The organism is Mucilaginibacter pankratovii, from assembly GCF_014773265.1.
Taxonomy (GTDB): domain Bacteria; phylum Bacteroidota; class Bacteroidia; order Sphingobacteriales; family Sphingobacteriaceae; genus Mucilaginibacter; species Mucilaginibacter pankratovii.
Genome location: NZ_JACWMY010000018.1, coordinates 1 through 15,343 on the forward strand (window position 1 = coordinate 1; position 15,343 = coordinate 15,343).

General features: G+C 45.2%; 15 protein-coding genes. 9 read left to right on the forward strand and 6 right to left on the reverse strand.

Annotated features, from left to right (window positions below; genetic code table 11):
• Nucleotides 1-125: 125 nt before the first annotated feature.
• Entirely contained in the window at nt 126-968 is an 843-nt protein-coding gene (locus tag IDJ77_RS25745; protein ID WP_191191874.1) for an MOSC domain-containing protein, read from the reverse strand.
• A 586-nt stretch (nt 969-1,554) separates the two neighbouring features.
• Between IDJ77_RS25745 and IDJ77_RS25750 the strand changes: the two genes are divergently transcribed.
• Nucleotides 1,555-3,264, forward strand: a complete 1,710-nt coding sequence (locus tag IDJ77_RS25750; protein ID WP_191191875.1) for a GMC oxidoreductase — start codon at nt 1,555-1,557, stop codon at nt 3,262-3,264.
• A gap of 113 nt (nt 3,265-3,377) precedes the next feature.
• Here IDJ77_RS25750 and IDJ77_RS25755 read toward each other — a convergent pair whose 3' ends face one another.
• On the reverse strand, nt 3,378-5,405 hold the full coding sequence (locus IDJ77_RS25755) for a tetratricopeptide repeat protein (protein WP_191191876.1): 2,028 nt from the start codon (nt 5,403-5,405) through the stop codon (nt 3,378-3,380).
• A 439-nt stretch (nt 5,406-5,844) separates the two neighbouring features.
• Complete coding sequence (locus IDJ77_RS25760) at nt 5,845-7,431, reverse strand: M20/M25/M40 family metallo-hydrolase (RefSeq protein WP_191191877.1); 1,587 nt, start codon at nt 7,429-7,431, stop codon at nt 5,845-5,847.
• Between the two features lie 162 nt (nt 7,432-7,593).
• Here IDJ77_RS25760 and IDJ77_RS25765 point away from each other — a divergent pair, with 162 nt between their 5' ends.
• Both IDJ77_RS25765 and IDJ77_RS25770 read left to right on the forward strand, forming a co-directional pair.
• Nucleotides 7,594-8,253: an OmpA family protein gene (locus IDJ77_RS25765; protein ID WP_191191878.1), complete on the forward strand. Its 660-nt coding sequence runs from the start codon at nt 7,594-7,596 to the stop codon at nt 8,251-8,253.
• A complete protein-coding gene (locus tag IDJ77_RS25770) occupies nt 8,254-8,802 on the forward strand; it encodes a PRC-barrel domain-containing protein (RefSeq protein ID WP_191191879.1) in 549 nt (182 codons plus the stop codon). It abuts the gene before it with no gap.
• A 67-nt stretch (nt 8,803-8,869) separates the two neighbouring features.
• On the opposite strand, the gene IDJ77_RS25775 is transcribed toward IDJ77_RS25770, so the two are convergent.
• Together IDJ77_RS25775 and IDJ77_RS27905 are read right to left on the reverse strand one after the other, a co-directional pair.
• Entirely contained in the window at nt 8,870-9,193 is a 324-nt protein-coding gene (locus IDJ77_RS25775) for a hypothetical protein (RefSeq protein WP_191191880.1), read from the reverse strand.
• Between the two features lie 7 nt (nt 9,194-9,200).
• The gene (locus IDJ77_RS27905) at nt 9,201-9,329 is read right to left on the reverse strand and encodes a hypothetical protein (RefSeq protein ID WP_262708165.1); all 129 of its coding nucleotides are present in this window, start codon (nt 9,327-9,329) and stop codon (nt 9,201-9,203) included.
• A 212-nt stretch (nt 9,330-9,541) separates the two neighbouring features.
• On the opposite strand from IDJ77_RS27905, the gene IDJ77_RS25780 reads away from it, so the two are divergent.
• Nucleotides 9,542-9,736, forward strand: coding sequence for a cold-shock protein (locus IDJ77_RS25780; protein WP_128533579.1), 195 nt, complete (start codon nt 9,542-9,544; stop codon nt 9,734-9,736).
• A gap of 97 nt (nt 9,737-9,833) precedes the next feature.
• Nucleotides 9,834-10,016: a hypothetical protein gene (locus tag IDJ77_RS25785; RefSeq protein ID WP_191191881.1), complete on the forward strand. Its 183-nt coding sequence runs from the start codon at nt 9,834-9,836 to the stop codon at nt 10,014-10,016.
• 57 nt (nt 10,017-10,073) lie between these two features.
• Here the strand turns inward: IDJ77_RS25785 and IDJ77_RS25790 are convergent, their stop codons facing one another.
• Entirely contained in the window at nt 10,074-10,394 is a 321-nt protein-coding gene (locus IDJ77_RS25790) for a hypothetical protein (protein ID WP_191191882.1), read from the reverse strand.
• Nucleotides 10,395-10,632: 238 nt separating this feature from the next.
• Between IDJ77_RS25790 and IDJ77_RS25795 the strand changes: the two genes are divergently transcribed.
• The 4 genes from IDJ77_RS25795 to IDJ77_RS25810 all read left to right on the forward strand — a co-directional run bounded on the left by IDJ77_RS25795 (nt 10,633) and on the right by IDJ77_RS25810 (nt 15,282).
• On the forward strand, nt 10,633-10,911 hold the full coding sequence (locus IDJ77_RS25795) for a DUF6958 family protein (protein WP_191191883.1): 279 nt from the start codon (nt 10,633-10,635) through the stop codon (nt 10,909-10,911).
• Between the two features lie 175 nt (nt 10,912-11,086).
• Nucleotides 11,087-12,556, forward strand: a complete 1,470-nt coding sequence (locus IDJ77_RS25800; protein WP_191191884.1) for a TlpA family protein disulfide reductase — start codon at nt 11,087-11,089, stop codon at nt 12,554-12,556.
• A gap of 366 nt (nt 12,557-12,922) precedes the next feature.
• Nucleotides 12,923-13,123 carry a hypothetical protein gene (locus IDJ77_RS25805; RefSeq protein WP_191191885.1) on the forward strand — a complete coding sequence of 67 codons (201 nt, stop codon included), beginning with the start codon at nt 12,923-12,925 and terminating at the stop codon, nt 13,121-13,123.
• Between the two features lie 557 nt (nt 13,124-13,680).
• Complete coding sequence (locus IDJ77_RS25810; protein WP_191191886.1) at nt 13,681-15,282, forward strand: ammonium transporter; 1,602 nt, start codon at nt 13,681-13,683, stop codon at nt 15,280-15,282.
• The last annotated feature ends 61 nt before the right edge of the window (nt 15,283-15,343 follow it).

The window sequence follows — 15,343 nt, forward strand, 5'->3', positions numbered from 1 at the left end:
CAAATAATTACGTTTCAGTGTTAGGTCATTCGTGTTGATGCGCATAACTTTTTAGCTTTGTTACGTAAAGCTAATCTGTTACCGAATTATCTAACCTTTACAGCAATGACGATGGGGTGAACACGCTAAATTATTTCCACCGGCTTTATAAAAAACCTCTCCTCCTCATGCACTTCCAAAACCCTTATCGCCGCGCCCACATTTAAGATTCCCTCATTGGCGTGCACCAAATTCTGCCCGAAATAGATTTTATTGTTTTTTAACCGGTATTTAGCCAGCGTTTTTAGGGGTTCTCTGCCTTTTTTTGCACTGTCTTGGTCAATTGTGGTCATCACGCAGCGGGCGCAGAGTTTTACACCATGCATGTCTATTCCGTTCACATGAATGTGTTTCATAGTATCCTCGCTGTAAGCTTCGCCACCCGTAAATACAATATTGGGGCGGAAGCGGTTCATGGGCAGGGCCTCCGGCAGGCGGGTGTTCAAATCATCCAGCGAGGCCTGGCCGATGATGAGCATGGGGTAGGCATCCGAAAAGGAGTTGATGTTGCCTTCGTTGGTATACCTTGGATCTGTTTGGCGGAGGCTATCATCAGGCATATAAACCAGGCGGGAAGGCAAACCTAATTTCTCCGAAAACCATTCATCCATATCATTGCTCACCAATTGGGCGCGGCAGGTATCATCCCATACAGTAACATCCAGCATTTCTTCGCTTTGCGGTAAAAATGGAATGGTAACGCAGCTGCTATCGGGTGTATAGCTAACTACCACACCGTCATCGCTCAATGCGGTTTTAAGCAGTGCCATTTGCGCATTCTCGCGTTGCGAAAGGAAGCGGTTATCGGCATCTATCAGCATCCAGCGGCGGTCGTGCTGCAGGCCGCGATCGGTAAGGACGGCGGTATCGAGTGCTATTCCGCCTAAGGATTTTATGGGATATATGTAAAGGGCGCTTATCTTTAACATGAAGCAAAAATAAAGCTTTGCACGGGGAAAGTTGTTGCCATAGGGTAATTTAACAGGATTATGGATTAACGGATTTGACAGGATTTTTTTCTGAACCTTGATTTTCCTGATTTTAGGATGACGCTGATTTTGAGGATTAATCAAGTGATTCAAATCAAGACAATCATTGTTTAAACATTCAGCGCAATCATTTAATCATTAAAATCAGCGGTTCAGAACCTGCGATAGGGATAGGAGCGGATACCGGCCTGTGGCTAATGCCTGTGCAGTATGAGCGCATAGCCCGAGCCGAAGGCATCGCCCAAATTTGTCCGAACTCGAATTTTAAGAAATTAAAGAAATTTTCAGAATTCAAAACAAGGTGTCTTATTCTGCATTTCCCTCTAACCTCTAACCTCTAACCTCTAACCTCTAACCTCTAACCTCTAACCTCTAACCTCTAACCTCTAACCTCTAACCTCTAACCTCTAACCTCTAACCTCTAACCTCTAACCTCTTTTAAGCAATCGTTTGCAATTGCAATTATTAATCAATAAAATTGTTTATCAATTATCACCGCCGGCACCCGGCTTAACGCTAAAAATTTATGTTGATAGACGCGCCAAATATTAATGGAAAGGCTACGGCCAATAATACCTACGATGCTATTGTAATAGGATCGGGCATCAGCGGCGGCTGGGCCGCAAAAGAACTTACCGAACGTGGTTTAAAAACCATTATGCTGGAGCGCGGGCGCAACTTCGAACACATAAAAGATTATAAAACGGCTAACAAAGCCCCCTGGGAATTTGAGCATCGTGGGAATGTTACCCAGGCACAGCGACACCACCGACCCGCCATATCGCGCAATTGGGGTGCGCAGGAAGCCGTTATGGATTACTGGGTTGATGAGCAGGAAGCCCCTTATGCCGAAGTAAAGCCGTTTAACTGGTGGCGATCGTATCAACTGGGCGGAAGATCCATACTATGGGGCAGGCAAAGCTACCGCTGGAGCGACCTGGATTTTGAAGCGAACGCAAAGGATGGCTGGGCGATAGACTGGCCCATCCGTTATAAAGACCTTGCCCCCTGGTATACTCATGCCGAAAAATTTGCCGGCATCAGTGGCTCGCTGGAAGGCTTGCCGCAACTGCCTGATGGACATTTTTTGCCGCCTATGGATATGAATTGGGTAGAGAGGGATGTTGCAGCCAGTATTAAAAAGAAGTTTGGCCGCCACATGGTCATTGGCCGGGTGGCTAATTTAACGGCGGCTATCCCCGGGCGTACCAAGTGCCAGTTCCGTAACCGTTGCTGGGAGGGTTGCCCTTTTGGCGGCTATTTCAGTACGCAATCATCTACTTTGCCGGCAGCTTTGGCAACGGGCAATTTAACCGTTAGGCCGCAATCGATTGTTACTAAAATACTATACGATAAGGACAGCAAGCGGGCCAAAGGGGTAGAGGTGCTGGATGCCGAGACTAACAAAACATACGAGTTTTATGCCAAAGTGGTGTTTGTAAACGCCTCGGCTTTAAACAGCGCCTGGGTGCTGATGAATTCGGCAACAGAGATCTGGCCCGATGGGCTGGGCAGCAGCAGCGGCGAACTGGGCCATAATATTATGGATCATCATTACAACCTTGGTGCAAGCGGGGTGATGGAAGGCTACGAGGATAAATACTTTTATGGCCGCCGCGCTAATGGCATTTATCTGGCACGTTTTGCCAACCTGTTTGGCGATAAACGCGATTACCTGCGTGGTTTTGGCTACCAGGGAGGAGCGAGCCGGCAGGGCTGGAGCCGCGAAATTGCCGAACTTAACATCGGTGCAAAATACAAAGAGGCGTTATCTGAGCCCGGAGCCTGGCAGATGGGCCTGAGCGGATTTGGCGAGCTGTTGCCGTATCATGAGAATAAAATAACCCTTGATAAGGAGCGGAAAGATAAGTGGGGCTTACCCATCCTTTCCATGGATGCCGAGATAAAGGATAACGAAAAAAAGATGCGCATCGATATCGTAAATGAGGCAAAAGCCATGCTGGAAATTGCGGGCGTTAAAAATATTGAGACGCACGACAGGGGGCATAATGTTGGCGATGGCATCCACGAGATGGGCACCGCCCGCATGGGCCACGATCCCAAGACCTCGGTATTGAATAAAAATAATCAGGTTTGGGATGCAATGAACGTTTTTGTTACCGATGGAGCCTGCATGACCTCCGCCGCCTGCCAAAACCCATCCCTAACCTATATGGCCCTCACCGCCCGCGCCGCGAATTTTGCTGCGGATGAGCTGAAGAAAGGGAATATTTAGAGGTAGTTTGCAGTTCTCAGTAGGCAGTTTGCAGTTAAAAAGGATGCAACCAGTCAGGTAACAAAGCAAAAAAATCGGTGAAATCACAGAATAAAATCGGTGTAATCAAAAAATTATTTACAATACATCGCCAGTTTATCACCCGCTTCTTTTAAACCAAGGGTTACCGCTTTGTTAATATCGGCGCAACCTGCTGTTTTCTCTCCGCGCTGGGCTTTGATGATGCCGCGATTAAGGTAGGCTGTCGCGTTTTTGGGATCTGTCAGAATAACTGCGTTTAAATCGGTTAACGCTGCCGCCCAGTTCTTCAAATTCATGCGGGCTGTTGCGCGGGCCATTAATACGGTTGTGCTTTTGGGTTCCAGTTTAAGGGCGGTCGCGAAGTCTTTTTTCATGGCAATGGTATCGCCTGTAAAGCTTTCGGCAATTGCGCGGCCGGTATAAGCCTTTACGTTATTTTGGTTGAGCAGCAGCACGTTGATATAATCGTATACCGCACCTAAATATTCCTGTTTAACCAGTTTAAGATCTGCACGGGCAAGATAGGCTTCATCGTTGGTTTCGTTTAGCGAGATGCCTTTATTGATATCGGTTAAAGCCTCGTCGTACTTTTTTAAAGCCACCAGGCTATTGCCCCGGTTAATGAATGCGTCCGAAGAGGAGGGAGCCAGTTTTATAGCCAGGTCGTGGTCGGCCATGGCGCCTGCCAGGTCGTCCAATTTGCTTTTGGCAACACCACGATAACTGTAGAAGTTTACGTTCTTTGGGTTTATTACAATGGCATCATCAAATACTTTTATAGCTGCGGTATACCGGCCGGAAGCAATGAGCGCTTTGCCATAATCTATATACAGGTCGTTATTTTGCGGTGTCGATTCGATGGCGGCTTTATAATCGGCCAGGCTACCTTCCACATCGCCGTTCTTCATTTTTATCCGTGCCAGATGCAGCAGCGCGTAAGGGTTGCGCGGATCCAGCGTTAGCGACCTGTTGTAAAGCGCTATAGCGGCCGCATAATCGTGCTGAGCCGCCTTGATATCCCCACTGCCCACGTAGGCGTAGGTAGCTTTAGGTTCTATTTTAATGGTAGTGGCAAAGTCAGCAAGCGAACCAACCGTATCGTTCAACTCTATCTTAGCCTTAGCCCGCGACATATACCCATAAGCGTTCTTAGGATTAATGCGGATAGCGGTGTCAGCATCGGCAACAGCGCCGGTAAAGTTTTTCATATTTACCTTAACATCGGCCCGGTTTTGGTAGGCTTCATCGTATTTTGGGTTGAGGCTAATGGCTGTACCGAGATCTTCAAGGGCGCCATCCCGGTCATTCATGTTGTTTTTGGAAATAGCGCGGCCCAGGTATAGTTCGGCTTTTTTAGGGCTTTGCTCAATGGCTTTGTCAAAAAACTCAATGGCTCCCTTATCATCGTCGGCATTGCTGGCGGCAGAGGCCAAATAATGGTAAAGTTCGGGCATTTGGGGGTTAAGGGTTACTACCCTGCGGTAATCTGCCATGGCGCCTTTGTAATCCCTTAAATTTACTTTGGCGTTGCCGCGGTAAAACCAGGCTTCAGAATTATTTGGTTCTGCTTTAATGGCGGCATCAAAATCAATGACGGCAGCTTTGTAATTGCCAAGATTCCCCTTGGAATTTGCCCGGTAATAGATCAGATCCGCATCACCCGGTAAAAGCTTTTCGGCAATGTCAAAATCAACTATCGCCCCTTTATCATCGTGCAGGTTAGCTTTAGCCACCGCGCGGTACTTGTATAGTTCTCCCTTTTGCGGATTTAGGGCTATAGCTTTATTAAAATCGGCAACGCTGCCTGCGTAATCCTTTAAATTGCTTTTGGCATTGGCCCGGTAATGCCAGGCATCCAGCAAGCGCGGGTCCAGTTCCAGCGCTTTGGTGAAATCGGCCACGGCGCCGGTGTAATCGCCAATGTTACCTTTGGCATTGGCGCGGTACAGGTATGCCCTTGCCACGCCGGGGTTCATTTGAATGGAGCGGTTAAAGTCGGCTATGGCTTCCTTATAATCCTTCATATTTGCTTTTGTGTTGCCGCTGGTTATGTAATCGGTAGCGGTTTGGGCTATGCAATAAACCGGCAACAAAAACAGAATAATTAATAATCTCTTCATTAATTTATTTTTCAAATATGCCTAATGTACGTAACATAGGGCAAAAGGTTTGCCAAGTTAAGCAAATGCCGCTGTTTTAAGCAATGATTAATATAGCCATAAGCTATAGGTAATTACCTTAATTGTAAATAAAAAAAGCACAGCGGTGAGGCTGTGCTGCTTAAATAAAATAACGACGGGTTTTAAACCCATCGCTATTTTTGGGGAATTAAATACTCAGTATTGAAAGGCCATTTGACTCACCCCGGGTTCGCTTCGCTGCCTTCTCACCCTCTCTCCGCAAGCGGAAAGAGGGTGAGAAGGCAAAAGCTCCCTAATGAAGAATGTCAGTGGCTTTGTATGTACTTCCTCACCCTCTTTATCGCAGATAGAGAGGGTCGACGCCCGCGCAAGCGGGTCGTCGCGGTGAGTCAACTCTACGAGCGTATTAACGGCTTGCTTATTCAAACCCACCATGCCTGTTGGCCTTGGTTTGTGCCGGCCATTTGTTTTGCTCGCCGGTGCGCGGGTTAATGCCCAGCACGGCTTTATCGCGTGATGTTTTAGCAGGGTCTTCGCAGGCCATGTAAACCAGTATGGCGGTTAGCATGGCGTTGTTTTTTACATCGTCAAATACTACTTTATCATATGTGTCGCGGTTGGTATGCCAGGTGTAATTGCCATAGCTCCAGCTGTTAGAGCTTAGCGAAAAGCCGGGTGCACCAACAGCCACAAAGGATGCAAAATCAGAACCGCCGCCGCCCGGTGCGCCCGGGAAATTGGTAGTGATCTGCTCGCGGATGTTTGCCGGTACTTTGCTCAGCCAGCGGCCAATATAATCGTAACTGTTTAAAAACCCCTGGCCACTGATATTCACCACACGGCCGGTGCCGTTATCCTGGTTAAACAATACCTGCAGGTTGGCCACAATTTCCGGGTGATCCTCCACAAAAGCGCGGGAACCGTTCAGGCCCTGCTCTTCACTGCCCCAATGGCCAACTAAAATGGTGCGTTTTGGGTTAGGGTATACTTTTTTAAGGATGCGCATGGCTTCCATCATGGTTAAGGTGCCGGTGCCATTATCGGTAGCGCCCTGGCCGCCGTCCCACGAATCGAAGTGGGCCGAAAGCATTACATACTCATCAGGTTTTTCGGTACCTTTTATTTCGCCAACAATGTTAAAGGTTGGCACAGCGCCAAGCTCTTTAGATTCGGTTTGTATTTTGATGGTTGGTTTGCTGCCGCTTTCGGTTAGGCGGTATAGCATACCATAATCTTCCAGCGCTATATCAACGGTAGGTGTTTTTTTTGTGTAAGCACCGAAGATCTTATCAACCCCAAAACCAGCGGACCAGTTGGACGTAATAACACCTGCCGCACCGGCCTTTTCCAAAGCAGAGGGTAAGGTACGCGCAGTTAAACCGGTGTTGCTGATGCGTTTGCGCCAGGCATCGGTTTGCGCGGTGCGGTCGGCTTTCATTTTGTCGAAAGATTCCTTGGTGGCAAATTCCGTCCAGTTATAATCGGGCCGGCCTGTTGGCTGCAGCATAGATATCATTACAAATTTACCCTTCACCGCAGGCAGCCATTTTTGGAAGGCTATCGAGTCGGCAAATTCCGGCAGGATGATGGTTTCGGCAGTAACGGCTTTTTTCATGCCCGGGCTCCAGGCCAGTTGTGTACCTTCCAATGATTTTACACGTGGGGTAACCATATCAATGTGCGATACGCCGCGTTCCCAGCCGCGCCAGTCGCCCCATTTTTCGTACCGTGCGGTAATGCCCCAGCCTTTATATTTTTCCAGCGCCCATTGCCCTGCTTTTTCCATTTGCGGCGTGCCCACCAGGCGTGGGCCAATACCATCAAACAGTTGTTGCGCAAGCGGTACCAGCTGCGAGTTTTCAGTCTCTTCTTTTACAATGTTATCTACAACCGGGTCTTTTGTTTGTGCCGACGCTGTACCGGCCGCAAAAAGCGCCGGGATAACCAGCAGTTTTGTGATGTTTTTTGCACCGAGGAAGTGCAACAGGGTGTTGGTAGTTTTCATACAGGCTAAGATAAATAATAGCCATTGGTTTACGATATGGTAACAGGAATTTCACAAAGCGCGAAAATTAATCTATTAGTAGAATTTGTGCTATTATTTTAAAACCAAATACTCTTCTGATGCTTTGGTATAAAGAGATTTAAGCAAACCTTATTTTAAATTATGGCGCAACTGGATGTACAGCCCAAACAACGTACCCCGTTTTGGATATGGATCGTTATACTTTTGGTGATACTGGGTGTAATATTTATGCTGTGGCGCGGATGCAACCGCAGTTACCAGCCCCAGGCTTTAAAAACCACCGATTCGGACTCCACCCGCGTGGATACCAATAATACATCTACAAAAATAGCTGTTACGCAGCCCGATTGGGAAGCGGTGGATTTTGAATTACCAAGATCAACCTATGATGAAATTACCGATACCGCTATTGTGGTACGCGGTGGGGATAAATATACCATATATGGCCTGGGCGAGAATATCCTTTTTGCCGAAAATCAGAGCGCCTTACAGGGCAGCGCCGATGGCCGGTTGCAGCTGATATCGGCATCGCTGCATAAAAGGTTTAACAACGCGGCGATTGGAGTTTATGGCCGTACCGATAGCACAGGCGCCTCATCAACCAACCGCATCCTGGGTGCGCAAAGGGCCAACGCCGTTAAGGATTGGCTGATCAGTAAGGGTGGTTTTGCCGAAGCGATGATCTCGGTACACTCGGTTGGCGAGGCTAAACCGATAGCCACCAACGGAACTGAAAGCGGCAGGCAGCAAAACCGGAGCGTGGAAATTGTGGCGTTCCCGGCAGATACAACAAAAAACTAAATGGAATATTCAACCTTAAATGATAGCGATATGGCTTCAGAAGATAACGATTACAGCAAACTGGAAGAGTTGAGCGAAAGCGATTTCGAGATAGCAGACGGGCAGCCGGACATACAGGGCTGGGATGTGCGCGACTCTGACAATAATAAAATAGGCGAGGTGGATGAATTGCTTTTCAACCCGCAATCGCGTAAGGTGCGGTACGTTATTTTGCACATGGAAAATAACGACCTCGACCTGGAAGATGGCCGCGTGTTGGTACCCATAGGTGTTGCCGAACTGCACGAAGAAGAGGATAACGTTATTATACCCGATATTACCAAAGCCCAGATCTTAGCTTTACCGCTATACGAAAGGGGAAGAGTGATAGATGCCGATACCGAAGCACAGATCCGCAATGTATTTGTAAGCCCGGAAGCCAATGTAATGCTGGGTACCGATTTTTACGACCACGACCATTTCAGCGAAACCAAGTTCTATGGCAAACGCCGCCAGCCAGGGGCAGATAATGAGGTAAGTAAAAGTTATTTGGATGAGCCGGAGGCGTAAGAATAAAGTCGAAAGTCTTAAGCCGGTGTGTTAATTCTTGACTTAAGACTTTTGACTCAAGACGCTGCTAAGTGCGGGGTCTTTTTAAATTGTAGGCAACCAGGTAGTTCAGGTTATCGGTAACTACGGTGCGTTTATCAAGCGATTGCTCGTCTTTGGTGAAAGATTGGTTCAGCCTCGATTTTATCTGGTGAAACACTTCTAAAACAGCCTCGGGCAACATTTTGGTTGCTATGGTAGGATGATATGCTTTCTGTAAGCGCAATTTTTCTATATCGCCAACAAGGCTAAACTCCCAAACATCATCAGCTTTAAAACCGTGCTCTTTGGCGGTGTTCATCAGGTCGTACAGGTACAGGCGGGTTTGATTTTCTATTGTTTTTTCGTCCATCAGGAGATTATTTTTTCTTGGAGGTAAGATCGGCAGATGAGGTGGATTTGCCTGATTGATAAGAAGATACTTTTTTGTTTACGTTGAGGCTTTTTTCTTTCTTGGTTTCTTTAACCTGTTTCTTGTCTTTGCTCATGATATATGGGTGTGTAATTTGTTGAAATGAATACCTGCCTCGCCATGAAACGCAGCAGATGTTTTAAAAATGTAATTGTGGAATTGTTTAAATGTACCCTTTATTTATTGAAAATGAGCAAGTTTTTTAATTAAATTGAAGTGAAAGTTTAATTTTTAAAATATTGTGGTATATAATGACTACCTTGCACGCTTATTAAAAACAATATTATAATGTCAAAAGAAGGAACTGTAAAGTTTTTCAACGTCACAAAAGGCTTTGGATTTATTTCACAGAGTGATAACAGAAGCGATGTTTTTGTTCACTCAACCGGCCTGATCGATGAGATCCGCGAAAACGATAGCGTTACGTTTGATGTAGAAGAAGGCAAAAAAGGCCTAACAGCGGTAAATGTAAAAGTAGTTTAACAAAATACTATAAAATTTAATCGTGAGCATCTGCTGTAAAGCAGATGCTTTTTTATTCCCTTAAAATTAATTATTATTAACAAATCCACATACCCATATGGCGAAATCGCAAGCAACTTTTATGAAAAAACAACTGGAAAAAAATCGCCAGAAAAAAAAGGAAGACAAGGCATACCGCAAACAGGAACGCAAGGATAACCCCGGCAGTACCGACCTGGACAGCATGATGGCCTACGTAAATGAATTTGGAGAGATCACCTCAACACCTCCCGAAAAATAAACATCATCTTCTTTAAGCTTATGCCACCAAGGTATTAAGCTTAAAGAAATCCTGTTTTCAGCCCAGTAAAACAGCTTTAAGGCCATTCGCCTCAACCATAAACAACCGGTTAATAAATAACTTCAACTGCTGCAGCAGGCCCGGCGGTTTAGTCGTTTCTACTATCACTATCTCTTCCTGCTTTGGCCCTTCGGTGGGATGCTCATGCTCGTGCATTTCTTCGAGGATGCTTTCGCGGATCTCGGGGTCGCGGTTTACAATGTCGTCCAGTTCGGTAAGGTCGTTAAAGGTGGCGTTGCCGTTACGTTGTTTTTTGATAAGGATATCGAAGCGTTCCTGGCGAAAGGTACGCCTGATCAATGGCCGGTTATTTCTCATGATGGCACCAATTATAAGGTAAAGGCGTCAAAAGGAATGCCATGCTTTTAAGTAATTGATTTTCATTTAATTGTGTAAATTATATAGCGTTCGCTGTCCTGTAGTGATACAGCGGGGTGTACGGTTATGTTCGATTTCGAATTTCGGATTTTCGATTTCGGATTTAGCTTTTTATCTGATTCTTAAAACCTCCAATTAATTGATAAACTTTCTGTACTATTGAATATAGTAAAGCACCATGAAAGAACCCACCACCCAAACCCTGCACCCCGATGCCGGCAAAACCAATAAGGTTATTTCCCTGGAAAAATACGAGACTATCAAGGCCGCCATATTGGAAGTTTTGAAGGACGGCGACTTAAGCCATACGCAGCTTATGGAGGCGCTCTATCAACGGGTTAACGGCCATTTTACGGGTAATGCCCATTGGTATGGCGAAACGGTTAAACTGGATCTGGAAGCAAGGGGGCTGATACAGCGGAGTAAAAGTAAACCTCCGGTTTATAGTAGGGTTTAAAAAAAAATCTCTTTAAGGGAATCTAACTCAATCGTTATCTTGTTTGTTCCCCCATCGAAAAATCCATCTGAATAACAACTTTCTCCATTACATATTTCTGTAAATTAGCGGTACTTAGTAAATGCTGCCTCCGCTAAACCGAGCAGCCTGCCATTTATCTATCTATCACAACAAAATGAAATATTACACCCTGCTTTTGGCTTCGTTGATAAGCCTGAACCTTGCTGCGCAAAATAAAAAAACGCTGCCCATTATCGAACCTGCTTACGCGGTTGTTAAGGGCCATATTGATAACCATACCGAAGATATGTGGGATTACAGCGAGGTATCGTATCTTAAATTTGAAACACTGTCAGTGCCAGTGGATAAGAACGGTGATTTTGTAAAGCGGTTTAGCAGACCCCTGAATGAGCTGGAGATATTTTTACGCCAGGGTAACGGACTGCAACTTAAGCTGAAAAAGGGTGATACCATTTTAGTGAGGTATGATGCTAAGGATGCTGATCACACCCTCCAGGTTTCTTCGCCCGATACGCTGCTCAATGCGGAGATCAAAACCTTAACGGCGGCCCGTGCGTACCTGGTAAGCACATCTGAGCAACAGAAAAAGCTTTATCAGAAAGCACCGGATTCTGCGAGGTATGCTTTAGTGAACGGTTTCTTTAACAAGGAGGTGGATATCCTGTTAGGAGGGCCATTAACTGTCAATACGGATAAGTACCTCACCGATATCTATTTCAGAAACGTTAAGGTGATGTATAACCTAAAGCTGCTTGACAAGTACCCGCTTTTTTACCAAAAGCCATCTGATAAAACAAAAATGTTCAGCGTTTTTAACAATTCTGAAACTTACACCCAGGAGTCGGCCGATTGGTACCGTAATAGTTATGAATACCGCAATTTTATTTTTGATTATGTAAGGTTTCAAAAGCCTTTTAAATCGTGGTCTATGGCTTCGGGGGATAAGGAGGTGCCAAGGTCAATCGCCTGGAAAGATTACTATACCATGCTGGCGAGCCTGCAAATTGCGGAGGTTAGGGATTTTTGCATCACGTCGTCGATCATGTTTAGCTTTGAGTACTATGATTTTGATGATGCAAGCGCCGTGTACCGCGACTTTATAACAAAAGTGCAAACGCCGTTTTATGCCGATACGTTAAAGAAGTTCTATGCAAATATCCAGCGGCTGAAACCGGGTACACCTGCGCCCGGCTTCACTTTAAAGGATGAAAACGGGAAGTTGGTATCTTTAAGCGAGTTTCGCGGTAAAGTGGTTTATCTTGATTTTTGGGGAGTAGGCTGCGGCCCCTGTATATATGATATTAAAAACCATGTGCCCGCCCTGCACGAAAAGTATAAGGACAAAAACATCGTTTTTATTAATATATGTGTGGATAGTGATGAGCCGGAATGGAAGGCCAGCCTTGCAAAACTGGGACTGCATGGCGTAAATCTTATTGCCCGGGGTTGGAACAAAAACCCCGTATGCAAAGCCTACAATATAAATGGCATTCCGCATTATTATATAATAGATGCCGCCGGTAAGATAGTTGATAATAACAGCCCCGGCCCCAGCCAAAGTTACTCGTTACACCCAAAGCTGGATGCGCTGGTAGCTAAGGAGAGCATGTTAAAAGCGAAGTAATGATAAGATGCGGAGGTCTTTAATAGAGCAAATACCTTCAAAGTGTATCATGGCCCGTCCCAAACTGTCCCAGCCGATATTTTTTTATGATTTTTAGTATTTTTAATAATTTATTTATAGTAAGCAGTTTATGAGAATTATCTAAATAACAGGGATGTCCCAAAGTGTCCCACTAAAAAATGTAAAGTTTTGATAATCAATATTAAAGGTGTTTCACTGTTTCAAGTGTCCCGCATGTAAAGTGAAACACTTAGTGTATTTGGGGTTAAAATAGTTGATGCTTTTTAGTAATAGACGATATATTTTACTAAAAAAATTAGTAAAATAACACTATAACGCTTACCTTCGGGTATGAATTACCCCGTTATGGAAAATGTTAAAGAAACAGAACAACTGCAGCGGTACCTCGCCGAAGCGGTAGAATTGCTGGATGATGTAAAACCAAAACTGGCCCTGTTCGAGAAGCAGCGGTACTTTCGCTTTAAGGCTGCTTTAGAAAACTACTTAAAGTTGAATGATGGTTTGCGAAGATCGCTGGCTGAGGCCGGCGTGGCGGGTGTTAAGTAATCCCGACAGCATTATCCCGCTAATCAGGGAGCAATCGTGTTAATTTTATGGGTTGACTATTTTTATTTCACTCAATTGCTATTGTATTTGTTTTTTAGCTCGCACATCGTAGCTATCGGCTATTTATTTCGTATTTCCTTCCTTAATCTATAAAATTCCTCCAAAAAGCATCTTTTTTTATTGATTTTATGCGTGCATAGCATACGCTTTGCATTAAAAAATGTTTAAATCTTTGTTAATATTATCAAAAATGCAAAAAAGTGGACTGTAATAGGTCTGTATTTTATAAAATCACAATTTTTAATTCTCTAATTTCTTCTTTTGAAAATTATTTACCTGTTTTTGTATGTTAATAATTGAATTTTTGGTACTGTTTATTGAAAATATCTTATTTATGATTTGTTTTTATTGAAATTCATTCATATTTTCATAAAATATTAATAATTAATACCTAATCGATTGGCTTTAATTACTAATTGTTGTGTTTAATAGCGATTTCAACCCCCATTTGCTAAAAAGACTTTTTTTAACATATCAATCCACTTAATTAACAACAAATGAAGAGTAATTCTACAAAAATCAGCCTGCTGGACTCCTTCCGGCAGCTGTCGAAGGAAAAATGGCAGCTCGGCGCTACCATTTTCATCGGGAAACTAACCGGCTTGTTCCTGGTTGTAATGGCGATGATGGTGCTGCCAAACTTTTTTGGTACACCGGCCCATGCTGCAGACACCTACACTGCGCACGAAACATCGATGATCAACACCATCAACACCGTTTGGACCTTAGTTGCCGCTTTCCTTGTATTTGGCATGCAGGCAGGCTTTGTAATGCTTGAGGCTGGTTTCGCCCGCAAAAGGGAAACCGTTAACGTTTTAATGGAATGTATTTTTGATACCTGCCTTTGCGGTATCTTATTCTATGCTATTGGTTATGCCTTTATGTTTGGCCAGGGCAACGGCTTTATTGGCTGGGGCGGCGCCGACGGTAAAACCTGGTTCTTTTTACAAAACATACCTGATACCTACCTGGCTTACGGTGTACCGGTATTGGCGCACTGGATCTTCCAGTTTGCATTTGCCGATACCTGCTCTACTATCGTATCCGGTGCTATGATAGGCCGCACAAGTTTCCGCGGCGATATCCTGTACTCGATAGGTATCACAGGCTTTATATACCCAATCATCGGCCACTGGGCCTGGGGACCTGACGGTTTCCTGGCTACCATGGGTACATCGGGCGTGTTCGCAAAATTATTGGGCCAGCCATTCCGCGACTTTGCAGGATCAACCGTAGTGCATACTATAGGTGGTGTTGCATCATTGGCCGGCGCAATAGTTTTGGGGCCACGCTTAGGCCGCATATTTGCACGCGATAATAAAGAAAAAGGCGGCCTACCCGCCGGCCATAACTTACTGATAGCCGCCGTGGGTGGTTTTATCCTGTGGTTTGGCTGGTATGGCTTTAACCCGGGCAGTACCTTAAACGCTATGGACGTGCAAGGTATTGGTCGCGTAGCTACCAACACTACTTTAGCAGCCTGCGCCGGCGGTTTCACCGCTATGCTTGCCGCTTTATGGTGGGGTAAAACAAAAGGTAAGTTCGATTTGGCCTTCACCGTGAACGGTTTCCTTGCCGGCTTGGTTGCTATTACCTGCCCTTGTTACTGGGTTAGCCCATTCGGCTCTATTATGCTTGGCGGTATTGCCGGCTTAATTGTAGTTGGCGGTATCTATTTAATTGAGTGGTTCCGTATCGACGATCCTGTTGGTGCATTCTCGGTACACGGTATCAACGGTATCTGGGGAACTTTGTCATTAGGTTTATTCGCATCCGGCCAGTATGGTTTTACTACACCAACAGGTGCCGATAATACTGCTCCTGTTACAGGTTTACTGTATGGTGGCGGTTTTGGAGTGCTTCAGGCACAATTGGTTGGCAGTTTCATTATTACTGCAGCGGTGTTCATTGTATCTTTTGCCATGATGTATATCATCAACAAGCTACCACATCCATGGAAACTGCGTGTGGAAGAGCATGGTGAACTGGGTGTTGGCGGGCTTGATGTATTTGACCATGGTACCGAGGTTTATCCTATAGATGATGAGGAGATTACTTTGGGTGACCTGATGGACAAAGGCGTTAAACAGCCAGCCTAAATTTCAAAAAAATAAACGTACTCCCGGCTTTGCCGGATATTTTCAATGCCAAGCAGTCCCG

Bases quoted from the DNA above. Each gene is read 5' to 3' on its own strand.
- IDJ77_RS25805 (WP_191191885.1), top strand. From the start codon at position 12,923: ATGGAAAATGTTAAAGAAACAGAACAACTGCAGCGGTACCTCGCCGAA.
- IDJ77_RS25780 (WP_128533579.1), top strand. From the start codon at position 9,542: ATGTCAAAAGAAGGAACTGTAAAGTTTTTCAACGTCACAAAAGGCTTT.
- IDJ77_RS25745 (WP_191191874.1), bottom strand. From the start codon at position 968: ATGTTAAAGATAAGCGCCCTTTACATATATCCCATAAAATCCTTAGGC.
- IDJ77_RS25810 (WP_191191886.1), top strand. From the start codon at position 13,681: ATGAAGAGTAATTCTACAAAAATCAGCCTGCTGGACTCCTTCCGGCAG.
- IDJ77_RS25770 (WP_191191879.1), top strand. From the start codon at position 8,254: ATGGAATATTCAACCTTAAATGATAGCGATATGGCTTCAGAAGATAAC.
- IDJ77_RS25785 (WP_191191881.1), top strand. From the start codon at position 9,834: ATGGCGAAATCGCAAGCAACTTTTATGAAAAAACAACTGGAAAAAAAT.
- IDJ77_RS25795 (WP_191191883.1), top strand. From the start codon at position 10,633: ATGAAAGAACCCACCACCCAAACCCTGCACCCCGATGCCGGCAAAACC.
- IDJ77_RS27905 (WP_262708165.1), bottom strand. From the start codon at position 9,329: ATGAGCAAAGACAAGAAACAGGTTAAAGAAACCAAGAAAGAAAAAAGC.
- IDJ77_RS25765 (WP_191191878.1), top strand. From the start codon at position 7,594: ATGGCGCAACTGGATGTACAGCCCAAACAACGTACCCCGTTTTGGATA.
- IDJ77_RS25790 (WP_191191882.1), bottom strand. From the start codon at position 10,394: ATGAGAAATAACCGGCCATTGATCAGGCGTACCTTTCGCCAGGAACGC.
- IDJ77_RS25775 (WP_191191880.1), bottom strand. From the start codon at position 9,193: ATGGACGAAAAAACAATAGAAAATCAAACCCGCCTGTACCTGTACGAC.
- IDJ77_RS25800 (WP_191191884.1), top strand. From the start codon at position 11,087: ATGAAATATTACACCCTGCTTTTGGCTTCGTTGATAAGCCTGAACCTT.
- IDJ77_RS25760 (WP_191191877.1), bottom strand. From the start codon at position 7,431: ATGAAAACTACCAACACCCTGTTGCACTTCCTCGGTGCAAAAAACATC.
- IDJ77_RS25755 (WP_191191876.1), bottom strand. From the start codon at position 5,405: ATGAAGAGATTATTAATTATTCTGTTTTTGTTGCCGGTTTATTGCATA.
- IDJ77_RS25750 (WP_191191875.1), top strand. From the start codon at position 1,555: ATGTTGATAGACGCGCCAAATATTAATGGAAAGGCTACGGCCAATAAT.